The sequence below is a fragment of the Pelagibius sp. CAU 1746 genome (assembly GCF_039839785.1).
Classification (GTDB): Bacteria; Pseudomonadota; Alphaproteobacteria; order Kiloniellales; family Kiloniellaceae; genus Pelagibius.
On the sequence record NZ_JBDOQT010000001.1, the window covers coordinates 1,062,570 to 1,076,815 of the forward strand.

At 68.2% G+C, this 14,246-nt stretch carries 15 protein-coding genes; 12 read left to right on the plus strand and 3 right to left on the minus strand.

Annotation, left to right across the window (positions count from 1 at the left end; translation table 11 throughout):
* Positions 1-112 precede the first annotated feature (112 nt).
* From AAFN88_RS05060 to AAFN88_RS05085, 6 genes are all read left to right on the plus strand, one after another.
* Complete coding sequence (locus AAFN88_RS05060; protein WP_347518708.1) at positions 113-2,065, plus strand: C1 family peptidase; 1,953 nt, start codon at positions 113-115, stop codon at positions 2,063-2,065.
* A gap of 378 nt (positions 2,066-2,443) precedes the next feature.
* Entirely contained in the window at positions 2,444-3,046 is a 603-nt protein-coding gene (locus AAFN88_RS05065) for a DUF2589 domain-containing protein (protein WP_347518709.1), read from the plus strand.
* 188 nt (positions 3,047-3,234) lie between these two features.
* Positions 3,235-4,056, plus strand: a complete 822-nt coding sequence (locus AAFN88_RS05070; RefSeq protein ID WP_347518711.1) for a hypothetical protein — start codon at positions 3,235-3,237, stop codon at positions 4,054-4,056.
* Between the two features lie 24 nt (positions 4,057-4,080).
* A complete protein-coding gene (locus AAFN88_RS05075; RefSeq protein WP_347518712.1) occupies positions 4,081-4,848 on the plus strand; it encodes a DUF2589 domain-containing protein in 768 nt (255 codons plus the stop codon).
* Positions 4,841-5,107: a hypothetical protein gene (locus AAFN88_RS05080; protein WP_347518713.1), complete on the plus strand. Its 267-nt coding sequence runs from the start codon at positions 4,841-4,843 to the stop codon at positions 5,105-5,107. Before AAFN88_RS05075 ends, AAFN88_RS05080 begins: the two co-directional genes overlap by 8 nt.
* 2 nt (positions 5,108-5,109) lie before the next feature.
* Positions 5,110-6,102: a hypothetical protein gene (locus tag AAFN88_RS05085; RefSeq protein ID WP_347518714.1), complete on the plus strand. Its 993-nt coding sequence runs from the start codon at positions 5,110-5,112 to the stop codon at positions 6,100-6,102.
* An 8-nt stretch (positions 6,103-6,110) separates the two neighbouring features.
* Here AAFN88_RS05085 and AAFN88_RS05090 read toward each other — a convergent pair whose 3' ends face one another.
* Positions 6,111-6,746, minus strand: a complete 636-nt coding sequence (locus AAFN88_RS05090) for a hypothetical protein (RefSeq protein WP_347518716.1) — start codon at positions 6,744-6,746, stop codon at positions 6,111-6,113.
* 153 nt (positions 6,747-6,899) lie between these two features.
* On the opposite strand from AAFN88_RS05090, the gene AAFN88_RS05095 reads away from it, so the two are divergent.
* The 6 genes from AAFN88_RS05095 (at position 6,900) to AAFN88_RS05120 (ending at position 13,543) form a co-directional block, all read left to right on the plus strand.
* Positions 6,900-8,177: an acetylornithine deacetylase/succinyl-diaminopimelate desuccinylase family protein gene (locus AAFN88_RS05095; RefSeq protein WP_347518718.1), complete on the plus strand. Its 1,278-nt coding sequence runs from the start codon at positions 6,900-6,902 to the stop codon at positions 8,175-8,177.
* Between the two features lie 74 nt (positions 8,178-8,251).
* The gene (locus tag AAFN88_RS05100) at positions 8,252-9,742 is read left to right on the plus strand and encodes an ABC transporter substrate-binding protein (protein ID WP_347518719.1); all 1,491 of its coding nucleotides are present in this window, start codon (positions 8,252-8,254) and stop codon (positions 9,740-9,742) included.
* A gap of 187 nt (positions 9,743-9,929) precedes the next feature.
* The gene (locus AAFN88_RS05105; RefSeq protein WP_347518720.1) at positions 9,930-10,886 is read left to right on the plus strand and encodes an ABC transporter permease; all 957 of its coding nucleotides are present in this window, start codon (positions 9,930-9,932) and stop codon (positions 10,884-10,886) included.
* The gene (locus AAFN88_RS05110) at positions 10,879-11,742 is read left to right on the plus strand and encodes an ABC transporter permease (RefSeq protein ID WP_347518721.1); all 864 of its coding nucleotides are present in this window, start codon (positions 10,879-10,881) and stop codon (positions 11,740-11,742) included. The genes AAFN88_RS05105 and AAFN88_RS05110 overlap by 8 nt, the downstream gene beginning before the upstream one ends.
* A complete protein-coding gene (locus tag AAFN88_RS05115) occupies positions 11,739-12,728 on the plus strand; it encodes an ABC transporter ATP-binding protein (RefSeq protein ID WP_347518723.1) in 990 nt (329 codons plus the stop codon). Before AAFN88_RS05110 ends, AAFN88_RS05115 begins: the two co-directional genes overlap by 4 nt.
* Positions 12,725-13,543: an ATP-binding cassette domain-containing protein gene (locus AAFN88_RS05120; protein ID WP_347518724.1), complete on the plus strand. Its 819-nt coding sequence runs from the start codon at positions 12,725-12,727 to the stop codon at positions 13,541-13,543. Before AAFN88_RS05115 ends, AAFN88_RS05120 begins: the two co-directional genes overlap by 4 nt.
* Positions 13,544-13,548: 5 nt before the next feature.
* On the opposite strand, the gene AAFN88_RS05125 is transcribed toward AAFN88_RS05120, so the two are convergent.
* Together AAFN88_RS05125 and AAFN88_RS05130 are read right to left on the minus strand one after the other, a co-directional pair.
* Positions 13,549-13,848: a hypothetical protein gene (locus AAFN88_RS05125; RefSeq protein WP_347518726.1), complete on the minus strand. Its 300-nt coding sequence runs from the start codon at positions 13,846-13,848 to the stop codon at positions 13,549-13,551.
* A 17-nt stretch (positions 13,849-13,865) separates the two neighbouring features.
* Complete coding sequence (locus AAFN88_RS05130) at positions 13,866-14,153, minus strand: HlyU family transcriptional regulator (protein WP_347518728.1); 288 nt, start codon at positions 14,151-14,153, stop codon at positions 13,866-13,868.
* Positions 14,154-14,246: the final 93 nt, after the last annotated feature.

A 14,246-nucleotide genomic window follows, 5' to 3' on the forward strand; every position in this document is an offset into this window, starting at 1 on the left:
CGCGCTCCTTAAGAGGTAGCGGCGGCTCTTTGGCGCTAGGCTGCTTGACGGCGCAAGGCGATTGACCGGACACTCTTCCCAATCCGCAAAGACATCGAAGGGGAGGTGTGTGATGCCGAGATCACAGAACGGCGACGGCAAGACCTATGGGGGCGTCGTCAAGGATCCTCTCGATCTGCGCGACTTGGTCTACGAAAGCGGCCTCTTCGAGCTGCCTTTCAGGATCGACAACCGCGCCTTCGTGCCCGTCATCCTGGACCAGGGGCAGGAAGGCGCCTGCACGGGCTTCGGCCTGGCCGCGGTGGTGAACTTCCTGCACCACAACCGCTCCGACTTCACCGCCGCCCGGCGTAACGCCTATAAGAAGAAAGAGAACGGCGCCAGCGCGCGCATGCTCTACGAGATGGCCAAGCGCTACGACGAGTGGCAGGGCGAGAACTACGACGGTTCTTCCGTCCGCGGCGCCATGAAGGGCTGGTCGCGCCACGGCGTCTGCACCTGGGGCGACTGGCCCTACGATGCGCGCAAGCCGGGCAAGCTGACGCCGCAGCGCCAGCGCAATGCGCTGAACCAGCCGCTGGGCGCTTACTACCGGGTGCGCCATCTCTACCTCAACAACATGCAGGCCGCCCTGGCCGAGGCCGGCATTCTCTACGCCAGCGCCTCGGTCCACGAGGGCTGGCAGCAGGTCGGCAATGACGGGATCATCCCCTACAGCAAGACCAAGATCGGCGGCCATGCTTTTGCCATCGTCGGTTACGACGACCGCGGCTTCTGGATCCAGAACTCCTGGGGGCCGCGCTGGGGCGCCAAGGGCTTCTGCCACATCGGTTACGACGATTGGCTGGAAAACGCGTTCGACTGCTGGGTGGCGCGCCTCGGCGTGCCGGCGCTGAGCTTCGCCGACGGCGGCTCCCTGGTGCACGGCCGCGCCTCGGAGTTCGGCTTCATTCCCGACGAGTCGGTGGTGCTGGACACCATCCGCCCGCACTTCGTGAACCTGGGCAACGATGGCCGCTTCTCGCAGTCCGGCATCTATTCCAGCGACGAGGCGGAGGTCGACGAGGTGGTGCTCGGCGGTTTCAAGAAAACCTCCAAGGACTGGGCCGGCCCCAAGAAGCTGGCCATCTACTGCCACGGCGGCCTCAACAACGAAAAGGCCTCGGCCTCGCGCATCGCCTCCATGCAGCCCTACTTCCTCGGCAACCAGATCTATCCGCTGCACTTCATGTGGGAGACGGGCTTCCTCGATTCCGTGAAAGGCATCGTCCAGGACGCCTTCCGCCGCGGCCGCTTCGAGGGTTGGGCCGACAAGATGAAGGACCGCTTCTTCGATTTGCTGGACGAGGGCGTGGAACTGGCCTCGCGGCCCCTGGGCAGGCCGGTGTGGAGCCAGATGAAGGACAATGCGATGCGGGCCTCCGACGCGAACGGCGGCGCCCGCTACACCGCCGCGCGCATCGCCGCCGCCTTCGCGGAGCTGGAGGGTAAGGCGGAGCTGCATCTGGTCGGCCACAGCGCCGGCAGCATCTTCCTCGGCCACCTGCTGCCGGTGCTGGTGGAACTGGGGCTGCCGGTGAAGTCGCTGACGCTCTTCGCCCCGGCCTGCACCCTGGAGCTTTTCGACGCCAACATCGCCAAGCACCTGGGCCGGGAGGTGGAGCGCTTCGCCCTCTTCAACCTGACCGACGAGGTGGAGCAGGACGACAACGTCGGCGGCGTCTACCACAAGAGCCTGCTCTACCTGGTGACCGAAGCCTTCGAAACGCGCCACCGCGTGCCGCTGCTGGGCATGGAAGCCGGTATCAAGGCGCGCAAGAAGACGCACAGCCCGAGCGCGGCGGAAGAGGAGGAAAGAAAGCTCGTCGAGCGGGTGCGCCGGTCCATCGGCAACGAGGTGAAGCCGGGCAACGAGAAGACGGTGGTCCGTGCCCTGGGCCTGCCCCAGGCGGTGAAGCCGAAGTCCAAGAGCACCAGCCACGGCGGCTTCGACAATGACGAGGATACCCTCAACTCCATGCTGCGCATCATCACCGGCAAGCAGAAGCTGGCGAAGGAATTCTAGGCGGCCCGCAGTTCAGCCCGCTGGCCTCCGGCGTGAATTCTAGAAGCCGGCGGCCGCCGGGAGAATTCGCGCGGCGAGAGGGGCGCTTCGCGTCTCTCCCGCCAAGTCGCCGGCGGCGGGGCATTGGGGTCGCCGTATTATTCAGCTTTTCAATAGTACAGTATGGTTAATTTCGGCGCCTTGATTTCTCGTGCGCCACATTAATATCACAGTATTATTCCGAGGCTCCCCGATTCGAAGTAATCCCTTTGTGCTGGAAAGCTAATTGCTGCCGCAAAACCCGCTGGCTATACTTGCAGGCAAATAGGACGCCGCACCTAGGCTGGGGATTTTCCCGGGACCGTGTGGGGACGGTAGACAAAGGGTGGAGGGGACAGCATGGCAGTCGCAGGTGAACTTCAGGCACTTCCGTTCGGCTCGCTGATCGGCGGGCCGCTGGACGCGGCGATCGAGGCCCAGGCCCGCGCGGCCATGTCGTCGGTCAACTTCATCCGCAACATCGGCTTCGACGACAAGGGCGCGGTCCAGAACATCACCTTCACGGCCAAGAAGGGCGCGACCGAGAGCGAGATCACGGTGCCCTTGCTCACCATCGTGCCGATCCCCTTCATCCGCATCGACGAGATGACCATCGACTTCAAGGCCAACGTGTCGTCCAGCACCGAGAGCGAGGACAAGACGGTCCAGTCGGTGAACAAGCAGGCTAAGGTCAACGCCAGCGCGCGCTACCTTTTCTTCAAGGCGAGCCTGGAAGCCTCCATTTCCTCCAAGAAGGATTCGGAGTCGACCAAGAATTCCAAGTACGCGGTGGAGACCACCATCGACGTGCACGTCCACGCGGTTCAGGACGAACTGCCCGCGGGCCTCGCCAAGATGCTGAACATCCTGGCCGATACCATCCAGGCGCCCCCGGCGGTGGCCGAGCAGCCGGCCGGCGGCGGCGGCGGTGGCGGCGGTGGGGGCCGCAGCGGGGGAAACTGATCGCGCTGGGGCCGCCGGAAGACGGCAGCTTGCCGGGCCGTCCCAGCGTCCTCACGCGTTTCCGCCGGGTGCAGACCCGTCTGTGGCGCGGGGTGCTGGGCTGGCTGGCTGGCGGAACGCTCTCCGGCGTAGTCTAGCGGAACGGCGGGGCGGAGAGCCGGCGCCGAGGGGAGGCAAAGCAGGACCGAATGGCCGATCTTCAGCAGATCGTAGGCGCAATTCTGCGCGACCTGGCGAAGGCGCGTTTCAGCGCCGATCTCTATTCACGCTCGATCTCGCGCTACTACGAGAACGACTATCTTCTGCGCCGCTTTCCGGTGCCGCGCGCCGACGTGGAGGAGGTCGAACTGGATCTCAAGTTCTCCATCGCCGGGGTGCCCGACAGCGAGGTCAATCACGAAAGCCAGGAAGCCAACGCGGCGGTGCTCTTCGAGCGCTCGGTGGAGCGTCTTGTCGCCACCTTCCTGGATATCGCGCGGGCGCGCAACGAAAGCGACGAAGCCTTCCGTGAGACCTGGTGGACCTACCTGACCAAGGGAACCAACTCCTCCGCGCTGCGCATCGAGATGCGCCAGAAGGTGCTGCGCTATTTCATCGAGTCCTACACGCACCTGATCGACGACGAAGGCAGGTTCAACGCCGCGCTCGCCCTGCAGGAACTGGAGCGGCCGATCCGCTGGGCCATGGAGCCTTACGCCAAGGAGGCCTACACCGCCCCTGGCAGCGAGGCCGAGCAGCAGATGAAACGGGACCTGCGCGCCATGGTCTTGCCGCTGATGGAAGAGGGCGACATCCGTCAGGCGGTCGGCGCCATGACGCCCGCAATCGAAACCATCTGGCAGGGCAACAGCGATGCGCGCCTGGAAATCATGGTGGAAGGCGGCCAGCTCTCGCAGCTCGGCGAGGCGGCGCTGTCCAGCGTGAAGATCAAGGCGGTGGTGCGCAACATGGTGTGGACCGAGGTGAAGGTCGGCGAGAGGACCACGCGCCACGCCCTCACGTCGGAATAGGGGCATCGGAGTAGGGAGGGCAATATGTCTGACGACACCGACAAGGCCGCCGCAGCCTCCGGAAGCGGCGGGGCCGAAAGCGGTGGGGCCGCAAGCGGTGGGAACGGCAACGGCGGAAGCGGCAACGGCGTCCTGCCGGGCGGCGCCCCTGAGCTGCCGGAGCCGCAGAGCGGCGTGCTGTCGCTGGCGCAGCTTATCGGCGCGCCGATCCATGCGCTGGTCGATGCCGAGGCGCAGTCGGCCATGGCCACGGCCCGCTTCGTGCGCGCCGTCGGCTTCACCGGCCCGAAAGAAGGCGAGCCCGGCGGCATGGGCGACCTCGGCGACCTGCAGATGGCGCGCTTCACCCGCAGGCGCCGCAGCGCCGACGGCACGGAGGAAGACGTGGAGGTGCAGATCCCGCTGCTCTCCATGCTTCCGATCCCGGCGCTGCAGATCAAGGACGCGGAGCTGGACTACACCGTGAAGATCGTCCAGACCGAGGCCCTGCCCCAGCGCCAGGCGGAGGTGAACCAGCTCATCGAAGCGCGGGGCGCCGGGCCCTTGCGGGAGCCGCCGGCCACCTTGCGCGCCGCCTTCGCGCGCGAGCCGCGCGCGGGCGACCGCCGCTCCGTCGACATGCTGGTGAAGATGAAGCTGCGCATCGAGCAGGCCGACATGCCCGGCGGCTTGGCGCAGTTGCTGGCCTTGGCGGCGGAGACCACGCGGCAGACGCCGCTGCCGCCGCCGCCCTCCGAGACGCCGCCGGCTGCGGCGGGCAATCGCGATCGCCGGAACCGCGGCAATGGCTGAGCCGCAACCCGATGCGACGACGCCGGGCCGCATCCCCTGTCCCGACTGCGGCCAGGCGCTGGCGCTGCCGATCGCCGCGGTGTTGAGCGGTCAGCCGATCGTCTGCGCCGCCTGCGGTCTGGAGCTTCAGGCAAAGCGGGAAGATTCGGCCGAGGCCCTGGCGGCGCTGGGGCGCTGGTACGAGGAGACCGCGACGGCCCGCGCCGCCGCCGCCGGCGCTCGATCCTCGCCGCCCAAGTCCTCCGGCCGCCGCCGCTAGCCTTGTCGGTCTACGAAAGCCGCTTTCGTCCCTGGCTGGACGATCCCGCGGGGTGGCCTTCGTGGAGTCTGACGCCGCAAGAGGCGGCGGACTTCGCAGCCGATCTCGCCGCCGCCGGCGCCGAGGCGGGGGAGCGGCTCGTCAATCTCTACGGCGAGCAGGCCGACACCTTCGGTGCGGCGGATCTTGCCGCGGCCCTGGCGGCGCAGCCCCTGGACGAGGCGGACCTGCAGGCCGTGGCCCTCTCCATCGCTGCTGCCGACTACCACCGCCGGCGGCTGACGGTGCCGCGGGCCGCCGCCGGCGGCCTGACCAACCCAACGAACAAGCCGGTCTGGGAAGCGCTCCGGCCCTACCTGCTGGCGCGCTGCCGGGCGGCGCTGGCGGGGGGCGGCGCCGAGGCGCTGCAGTGGCGGGCGATCCTGGGGCGGGTGCCCGACAACTGGCTGCCGGCGGCGCAGCTCACCCGCGCCCTGCAGCAGGAACTCAACGCCAGCGGCCTGTTCTCCGAGGTCGAGGTGACCCTGGAGCTGAATCCGCCGGTGGCCGGCGGCGGGCGTTGGATCGCCATGCAGTGCCGCGGCGCTCTGGCCGAGTTGCGCAAACGTCTCCGGGAACGCGCACCCTGCCTGGTGGAGCTGATCCGCGATGCCGAGGATGCGGCGCCGCAGTGGGTGGTGGCCTGGCGCCTGGAGGACGAGCTGAGCCTGGGCCGCGACGGGGTGGAACGCGTGCGTCTCTGGGTCTACGACCCGCGCCGCGGCGCGGTGCCGGTCAGCCTGCGCGTTACCTTGGCCGACGACCGTATCCAGGCGGTGGAGAGCCCCGCGCCGGAGGCCGGCGCGGCGGTGAAGGCCCTGCGCCTCGTCAAGCTGGAGCCCGGCGACCCGCCGCGCTTCGGCTGGCGCCGCTGGTTCGGGCGCGCCCACCCCTGGGGCGTCTTCTGGTGGCTGAAGCGGCTCTGGCTGCTGCGCTTCGGCCGCGCTCCCGCTTGAGGCGCCGCTCAGGAAAGTCCGGCCTGTACGAAGCGGACTTCTCGATCCTCGCCCTGCTCGCCGCTCTTGCAAAAGAAGAAGAGTATGATCGCGAAGACGGCCGTGGCGGTGACCACGAGCGCCAACTGCAAGAACTGAACAGGCAGGGGAATGCACAACGCCACGAGCTCCGGCAGCACGATCGAAGGCCACAGCAGCATGACGAAGAAGCTGGTCGCTTGGTTCACTTTCGAAACCGAATAGGGGTATCCGCCGGTCAGGCTGAGCGGCCTGAAAAGTTCCTTGGAGATTACGGTTCGGTAGAGGGGGCCGACTTGATCGTCTGAAAGACAGTCGACGTGGCGTTCCCAGTTCTGTTGCCAGTACTTGCTGCCCCGGTTGACGAGGAACCAGCCTATGGAAAGAAGGAAACCGATGCAGCCGACGATGATCGTGAGATGGACATTGCCGGGTCCCGAACTGGCGAGAGCGAAGTACCCCGCCAAGGTTGAGGCGATCAGCGTCCAGAAATAGGTGGCGCGGCGCCAGTAGAGCCCGATCTCGAACTTTCGGATGTCGAGAGCGAAATCCAGGGCCCTCTTCCTATCGATGGTATCGCTCGGGAATGCCGCTGCATAGGCATGAATATCGCGAATCTTGGTCAAGGTTGTGTCTCCCCAAGACGAGGGTGAGCCGATGTCGGGCTTCGCCGCTTCTGGCGCGGATGCTACGGCCGGACCGTCATCTTACCGCAACCGGGAGTCGCGGGTAGAATGATGTTGTCCTGGAATCTTTGCTTGTGGCTAGATGGACCCGGTATGCACGATTCCCTCTTCGCCCGTATCGAGGCCAAGCGCGACGACCTGGTCGCGCTGACCCGGGACCTCATCCGCTTTCCCACGGTGAATCCGCCGGGCGAGGCCTACACGCCCTGCGCCGAGTTTCTGGGCCAGCGCCTCGCGGCGCGCGGCTTCGAGGTCGGCTATCACCGCGGCGAGGGCACGGCGGGCGATTCGGACAGGTATCCCCGCACCAACGTGGTGGCGCGCAAAGAGGGCAGGCGGCCGGGCCCCTGCATCCACTTCAACGGCCACATCGACGTGGTGGAAGTCGGGCACGGCTGGACCGTGCCGCCCTTCGAGGGCCTGCTGCGCGACGGCAAGGTCTACGGGCGCGGCGCCTGCGACATGAAGGGCGGCCTCGCCGCCGCGGTCATCGCCGTGGAGGCGCTGCTCGAAGAACATGACGACCTGCCCGGCGCGCTGGAGGTCTCCGGCACCGTGGACGAGGAGACCGGCGGCTACGGCGGCGTCGGCTACCTGGCCAAGCAGGGCTTCTTCTCGCGCCCGCGCGTCGACCATGTGATCATCCCGGAGCCGCTGAACGTCGACCGGGTCTGCATCGGCCATCGCGGCGTCTGGTGGGCCGAGATCGAAACCCACGGCCATATCGCCCACGGCTCCATGCCCTTCCTCGGCGACTGCGCGGTGCGCCACATGGGCGCCTTCCTGCAGAAGCTGGAGAGCGAGCTCTACCCGGCCCTGGCTGAGAAGCGCACCGAGATGCCGGTGGTGCCGGAGGGCGCGCGCCAGTCGACCCTCAACATCAACTCCATCCACGGCGGCCTCGGCGAAGACTTCGACGGCCTGCCGGCGCCCCTGGTGCCGGACTCCTGCCGCCTGGTGCTGGACCGCCGCTACCTCATCGAGGAAGACCCGGAGGAGGTGAAGCGGGAGATCGTCGCCCTGCTGGAAGGGTTGAAGCACGACCGAGAAGGTTTCGACTATGCCCTGCGCGAGGTGCTGGCCTTTCAGCCGACCATGACCGATCCGCAAGCGCCGGTAGTGCGCGCGGTCTCGGAAGCGATCGAGGAAGTGCTGGGCAGACCCGCCGAGAAGGTGGTTTCCCCCGGCACCTACGACCAAAAGCACATCGTGCGCGTCGGCCACCTGGAGGACTGTATCGCCTACGGTCCCGGCATCCTCGACCTGGCGCACCAGCCCGACGAGTACGTCGGCATCGACGACATGGTGGCCTCGGCCAAGGTCATGGCCGCCGCGACTTTGGCGCTTTTGGGGCAGGCAGGGGGTCGCTAAACTCCTGCCAGGACAGGAAAAGCGGTTGGTTCTCTCACCGGACCGCGAAGAATCACGGAGGCAAAGCAGGACTCATGAGACCGACTATTGTGCGTGCGTGTGCAGCCGTTCTCGTCGCCTGTGGGACCCTTGCGGGGGCTTCCGCGGCGCAGGCTGCCAAGGACAGCCTGGTTCTCGCCATGGTGCTGGAGCCGCCGCACCTCGACCCGACGGCCGGCGCGGCGGCGGCCATCGACGAGGTGGTCTACGCCAACATCTTCGAGGGCCTGACCCGCATCGACCGCAAGGGCGCGGTGAAGCCGGCGCTGGCCGAGAGCTGGACGGTGAGCGATGACGGCCTCACCTATACCTTCACCCTGCACCAGGGCGTGACCTTCCACGACGGCACGGCCTTCGACTCCGCCGACGTGAAGTTCTCCCTCGACCGCGCCCTGGCCGAGGACAGCACCAACGCGCAGAAGGGTCTTTTCGCGCCCATCGCGTCGGTCGCGGCGCCCGACGCTTCCACCGTGGTCATCACCCTGAAGCAGGCGGCGGGCAATTTCCTCTTCAACCTCGGCTGGGGCGACGCGGTCATCGTGGCGCCGGAAAGCGCCGCGACCAACAACAGCAATCCCGTCGGCACCGGTCCCTTCAAGTTCGAGCGCTGGGTCAAGGGCGACCGCATCGAGATGTCGCGCAACCCGGACTACTGGGGCACGCCGGCCAAGCTCGCCAAGGCGACCATCAAGATCATCCCCGATCCGGCGGCCGCCACCGCGGCGCTGCTGGCCGGCGACGTGGACGTCTTCGCCAATTTCCCGGCGCCGGAGGCCCTGGCCCAGTTCGAGGGCGATCCCCGTTTTGCCGTGAAGGTCGGCTCCACCGAGGGCGAGACCATCCTGGCGATGAACAACGGGCGCGAGGCGCTGAACGATCTCCGCGTGCGCCGCGCGCTCGCCCAGGCGGTGGACCGCAAGGCGGTGGTCGACGGCGCCATGTTCGGCTACGGCACGCCCATCGGCACCCACTTCGCCCCGCACCACCCGGCCTATGTCGATCTCACCGGGCGCTATCCCTACGACCCGGAGAAGGCCAAGGCGCTGCTGGCGGAGGCCGGCTACGGCGACGGCCTGACGCTCAGCCTGAAACTGCCGCCGCCCAGCTACGCGCGCCGCGGCGGGGAGATCATCGCCGCCCAGCTCGCCGCCGTCGGCGTGAAGGCCGAGATCGAGCAACTGGAATGGAAGGGCTGGCTGGAGCAGGTCTTCAAGGCCAAGGACTACGACCTCACCATCGTCTCCCATACCGAGCCCATGGACATCGGCATCTACGCCCGCGACGACTACTACTTCGACTACCACGATGCGGACTTCAAGGCGCTGATGACAAAGCTGGACGCGACCGTGGCGGAGAAGGACCGCTATGCCATCCTCGCCGAGGCGCAAAAGAAGCTGTCCGAGGACTCGGTGAACGTCTTCCTCTTCCAGCTCGCCAAGCACGGCGTCTGGAAAAAGGACGTCATGGGCCTCTGGGAGAACAGCCCGGTGCAGGCCAACGACCTGACGGAAGTCTATTGGAAGTAAGATCCGACCTGGCCTCGGCTAGAAAGTTCCTCCTCCCCCCTTGCGGGGGAGGATTGAGGAGGGGGGTCGGCGTAAGCCGCCAGCGATTGATCAAGCGGAACCACCGCATCCCCCCCACCCTAACCCTCCCCCACCCAAATGGGCTTTGGGGGGGAGGGGACATTCTTTTCGTCGCGTATAAAGCGTCATGACCCTCTTCCTGCTGCAGCGCCTGACCGCCCTGGCCGTCACCCTGCTGGTCGCCAGCCTGGTGGTCTTCCTGGTGATGGAGGTGCTGCCCGGCGACCCGGCGGCGGTCATGCTGGGCGTCAACGCGCGGCCGGACACCCTGGCGGCCCTGCGCCAGCAGATGGGCCTCGACCAGCCGGCGGCGCAGCGCTACCTCCTCTGGCTCGGCGGCCTCGTCACCGGTGATCTGGGCACCAGCTACACCTACGGCGTTCCGGTCTGGGAGCTGGTGCGCGAGCGCCTCGGCCTCTCGCTGCCGCTGGCGCTCATGGCGATCACGCTGTCGACCCTGCTGGCCATTCCGCTGGGCGTGCTGGCGGCGGCGCGGCGCGGCCGCGCGGCGGACGCGGGCGTCATGGGCTTTACCCAGCTCGGCATCGCGATCCCCAACTTCTGGTTCGCCATCCTGCTGATCCTGCTGTTCGGCGTGCAGTGGCAGATCCTGCCGGCCGGCGGCTTCGCCGGCTGGGACGCCGGGGCCTGGCCGGCGCTGAAGACGCTGATCCTGCCGGCAGTGGCGCTGGCCCTGCCGCAGGCGGCGATCCTGGCCCGCGTCACCCGCTCCTCGGTGCTGGAGACCCTGGGCGAGGACTTCGTGCGCACCGCCCGCGCCAAGGGCCTGACGCGCTCCGCCGCCCTGTGGCGCCACGCCGTGCGCAACGCCCTCATTCCCGTGGTAACCATCATGGGCCTGCAGTTCTCCTTCCTGCTGGCCGGCACCATCATCATCGAGAACGTCTTCTACCTGCCGGGCCTGGGGCGCCTGATCTTTCAGGCCATCGCCCAGCACGACCTCATCGTGGTGAAGGACCTGGTGATGCTGCTGGCCGCCGCCGTGGTGGTGGTCAACTTCCTGGTCGACCTGGCCTATGCCGTCATCGACCCGCGCCTGCGCGGAGGCCGATCCCATGAGTGATTCCGGGTCGACTGAGGTCTGGCGCGAATACTGGGCGCGCGGGCGCGGTTCCGCCGCCTTCATCTTCGGGCTGGCGGTAACCCTGCTGCTCGTCGCCATGGCGCTGGTCTCCCTGGTCTGGACGCCCCATCCCATCGACGCCATCGACATCCCGAACCGTATGCAGCCGCCCTCGGCCGGTCATTGGCTGGGCACCGACCTCTACGGGCGCGACGTGCTGTCCCGGCTCATGGCCGGGGCGGTGAACTCCATCGCCGTCTCCCTGGTCGCCGTCGGTATCGGCGCCGGGCTGGGCGTGCCGCTGGGTGCGCTGGCCGCCGCGCGGCGCGGGCTGGTCGAGGAAGTGGTGATGCGCTTCAACGACTTCACCTTCGCCTTCCCGGCGCTGCTCTCCGCGGTGATGATCACCGCCGTGCTCGGCCCCGGTGCCATCAACTCCATCATCGCCATCGGCATCTTCAACATCCCCGTCTTCGCGCGGCTGACGCGCGGCGCCTCGCTCTCCCTGTGGAAGCGCGACTTCGTGCTGGCCGCGCGGGTCGCCGGCAAGGGCCGGGCGCGCATCACCGTGGAACACATCCTGCCCAACATCGCCAGCCTGCTTATCGTGCAGATGACCATCCAGTTCGCGCTGGCGATCCTGGCGGAGGCGGGCTTGAGCTACCTCGGCCTCGGCACCCAGCCGCCGGCGCCCTCCTGGGGCAAGATGCTGAACGAGGCGCAGACCCTCATGAGCCTCGCCCCGCACCTGGCGATCTTCCCGGGTCTCGCCATCATGGTGACGGTGCTGGGCCTCAACCTCTTGGGCGACGGCCTGCGCGACCTGCTGGACCCGCGTCTCAGGAGGCAGCGATGACCCTGCTCTCCGTCGCCGGTCTCTGCGTCACCCTCGACACGCCCGACGGTCCGGCGCCCATCCTGCAGGACGTCTCCTTCGAGCTGGCGGCGGGGCAGAGCCTCGGCATCGTCGGCGAGTCCGGCTGCGGCAAGTCGATGACCGCCCTGGCGCTCATGGGCCTGCTGCCCGCCCAGGCGCGGGCCGCCGGCGAGATCTCCTTCGAGGGAGAGAACCTGCTGGCGCTGCCGGAGGCCGAGCTCTGCAAGGTGCGCGGCCGGCGTCTCGCCATGGTGTTCCAAGAACCCATGACGGCGCTCAACCCGGTGAAGACCATCGGCTTCCAGGTGGCCGAGGGCCTGCGCTGGCATCTCGGTCTGTCAGGCCCCGAGGCCGAGGCGCGGGCGGTGACGCTGCTCGACCGCGTCGGCCTGCCGCAGCCGCGCTTTTCCCCCGGCCTCTATCCGCACCAGCTCTCCGGGGGGCAGCGCCAGCGCGTGGTCATCGCCATGGCGCTGGCCTGCGATCCCGCCTTGCTCATCGCCGACGAGCCGACCACGGCGCTGGACGTTACCAGCCAGGCGGCGATCCTCGACCTGCTGGCCGAGGTGACGGAGGCGGCGGGGCTCGCGCTGCTGCTCATCACCCACGACCTGGCGGTGGTCTGGCAGAACACCGCGCGCATGCTGGTCATGTACGCCGGGCGCGTGGTGGAGCGCGGCGAGACCCAGGCCGTCTTCAAGCGCATGGCCCATCCCTACACCCGCGGCCTCTTCGCCGCCTCGCCGGGGGCCTTGGACGCCGCGCTGCCACCGGGGAGACGTCTGGCCACTATTCCCGGCCAGGTGCCCGATCCGCGCCAGCGCCCGGCCGGCTGCGTCTTCGCCGGGCGCTGCCCGCGCGTGCGCGACGACTGCCTGCCGGCTCAGCCGGCGGAGCACGTCCTCGATGCCGCCCACGGCGTCGCCTGCCTGCATCCTCACCTGGAAGAGGAGGCTGTGCCATGAGCGGCGGTGACATTTTGCTGAAGGTCGAGAACCTGACCCTCGACTACGCCTTGCCACGCCAACGGCTCTTTGCGGCGGCGCCGCATCACCGCGCCCTCGACGACGTTTCCCTGACCTTGGCGCGCGGCGAGAGCCTGGCGGTGGTCGGCGAGTCGGGCAGCGGCAAGTCGACCCTGGCCCGCGCCATCCTCGCCCTGGAGGCGTCCAGCGCCGGCCGCGTCATGCTCTGCGGCCACGACGTCTTCGCCGCTTCGCCCGGCGAACTGCGCAAGCTGCGCCGCCACGCCCAGATGGTCTTCCAGGATCCCTACGGCTCCCTCGACCCGCGCCGCAAGGTCGGCTGGATCGTCGCCGAGCCGCTGGACGCCTTGGAAAGGGTGAGCCGTGAAGAGCGCCGGGTACGTATCGCCGAGGCGCTTGAGTCGGTCGGTCTAAGAGCGGAAGACGCCGACAAGTTCCCGCACGAGTTCTCCGGCGGTCAGCGCCAGCGCATCGCCATCGCCCGCGCCCTCATCACCCGGCCCGACCTGATCGTTGCGGACGAAGCGGTCTCGGCCCTCGACGTCTCGGTGCAGGCCCAGGTGCTGAACCTCTTCATGGACCTGCGCGAGAGCCTGGGCCTCAGCTACCTCTTCATCAGCCACGACCTGGCGGTGGTCCGCCAGGTGGCCGACCGCGTGATCGTCATGCGCGACGGCCGGATCGTGGAGGAAGGGGAGACGGAGGCGGTGTTCCGCGCCCCGCAGCACCCCTACACCCGGGCGCTGCTGGCGGCGGTGCCGCGCATCGGCGGGCCGCGACGGCGTCTTGGCTAAGGTTTCTACAGCGGCGCGCCGTGCAGCAGGGCCTGGGCCAGCTCGGCCCACTCCTCTTCCAGGCTCAGACGGCAGTGCGGCTTGCCGGCGCGCTGGTACCAGTAGCCCGCATTGCTTTCGTCGCCCTCGACGCGGTGCAGATGGGCGTGCACCCAGGCACCCTCGGCGCTGCCGTCGTCCTGGGCGATGCCGTGTGCCGTGTCCCAGTTGCCCTTGGCGGCGTGCCATAAGGCCGCCAGCAGGGGCGGCTGGCCCACCGGAGGCGCCGCCTCCGCCAGGCTGCTGCGGAAAGCCTCGAAGTGCATTGCGTCGTCTCCTGCGCTCAGTCGCGGAACATCCGCTCACCCTGCTCGTCGATGATCTGGCGCGCCTTGATGACGGCGAAGTCGTTGGCGGCCTCCGCCGAGGCGTGGGTGTCGGCGCGCAGGAAGCGGTGCTCCTTGACCTCGCCGCCCACTTCCTTGCGGATCACGCCGGCGGTCAGCCACTGTCCGCTCTGCGGTTGGGCGGCCGGGGTGATCTTGAATCCCTGGTAGTCGACCTCGTCGCCTTCCCGGGCGCCGCCGGCCCCGCCGCCTCCGCCGCCGAATAACTTGCTGAACAGGCCCATCTTGCCGCTCCTCCCGGCTGCTTGTCGTGCATGACAGGGTAGCGCGCGCAAGGCCTTCTTCCTACCTCCTCCTGTAATCTATGCTGACGCCAC

What these genes read in the sequence shown, in the direction of transcription:
- AAFN88_RS05060 (WP_347518708.1), top strand. Translation starts at nt 113, where the DNA reads ATGCCGAGATCACAGAACGGCGACGGCAAGACCTATGGGGGCGTCGTC.
- AAFN88_RS05065 (WP_347518709.1), top strand. Translation starts at nt 2,444, where the DNA reads ATGGCAGTCGCAGGTGAACTTCAGGCACTTCCGTTCGGCTCGCTGATC.
- AAFN88_RS05070 (WP_347518711.1), top strand. Translation starts at nt 3,235, where the DNA reads ATGGCCGATCTTCAGCAGATCGTAGGCGCAATTCTGCGCGACCTGGCG.
- AAFN88_RS05075 (WP_347518712.1), top strand. Translation starts at nt 4,081, where the DNA reads ATGTCTGACGACACCGACAAGGCCGCCGCAGCCTCCGGAAGCGGCGGG.
- AAFN88_RS05080 (WP_347518713.1), top strand. Translation starts at nt 4,841, where the DNA reads ATGGCTGAGCCGCAACCCGATGCGACGACGCCGGGCCGCATCCCCTGT.
- AAFN88_RS05095 (WP_347518718.1), top strand. Translation starts at nt 6,900, where the DNA reads ATGCACGATTCCCTCTTCGCCCGTATCGAGGCCAAGCGCGACGACCTG.
- AAFN88_RS05100 (WP_347518719.1), top strand. Translation starts at nt 8,252, where the DNA reads ATGAGACCGACTATTGTGCGTGCGTGTGCAGCCGTTCTCGTCGCCTGT.
- AAFN88_RS05105 (WP_347518720.1), top strand. Translation starts at nt 9,930, where the DNA reads ATGACCCTCTTCCTGCTGCAGCGCCTGACCGCCCTGGCCGTCACCCTG.
- AAFN88_RS05110 (WP_347518721.1), top strand. Translation starts at nt 10,879, where the DNA reads ATGAGTGATTCCGGGTCGACTGAGGTCTGGCGCGAATACTGGGCGCGC.
- AAFN88_RS05115 (WP_347518723.1), top strand. Translation starts at nt 11,739, where the DNA reads ATGACCCTGCTCTCCGTCGCCGGTCTCTGCGTCACCCTCGACACGCCC.
- AAFN88_RS05120 (WP_347518724.1), top strand. Translation starts at nt 12,725, where the DNA reads ATGAGCGGCGGTGACATTTTGCTGAAGGTCGAGAACCTGACCCTCGAC.
- AAFN88_RS05125 (WP_347518726.1), bottom strand. Translation starts at nt 13,848, where the DNA reads ATGCACTTCGAGGCTTTCCGCAGCAGCCTGGCGGAGGCGGCGCCTCCG.
- AAFN88_RS05130 (WP_347518728.1), bottom strand. Translation starts at nt 14,153, where the DNA reads ATGGGCCTGTTCAGCAAGTTATTCGGCGGCGGAGGCGGCGGGGCCGGC.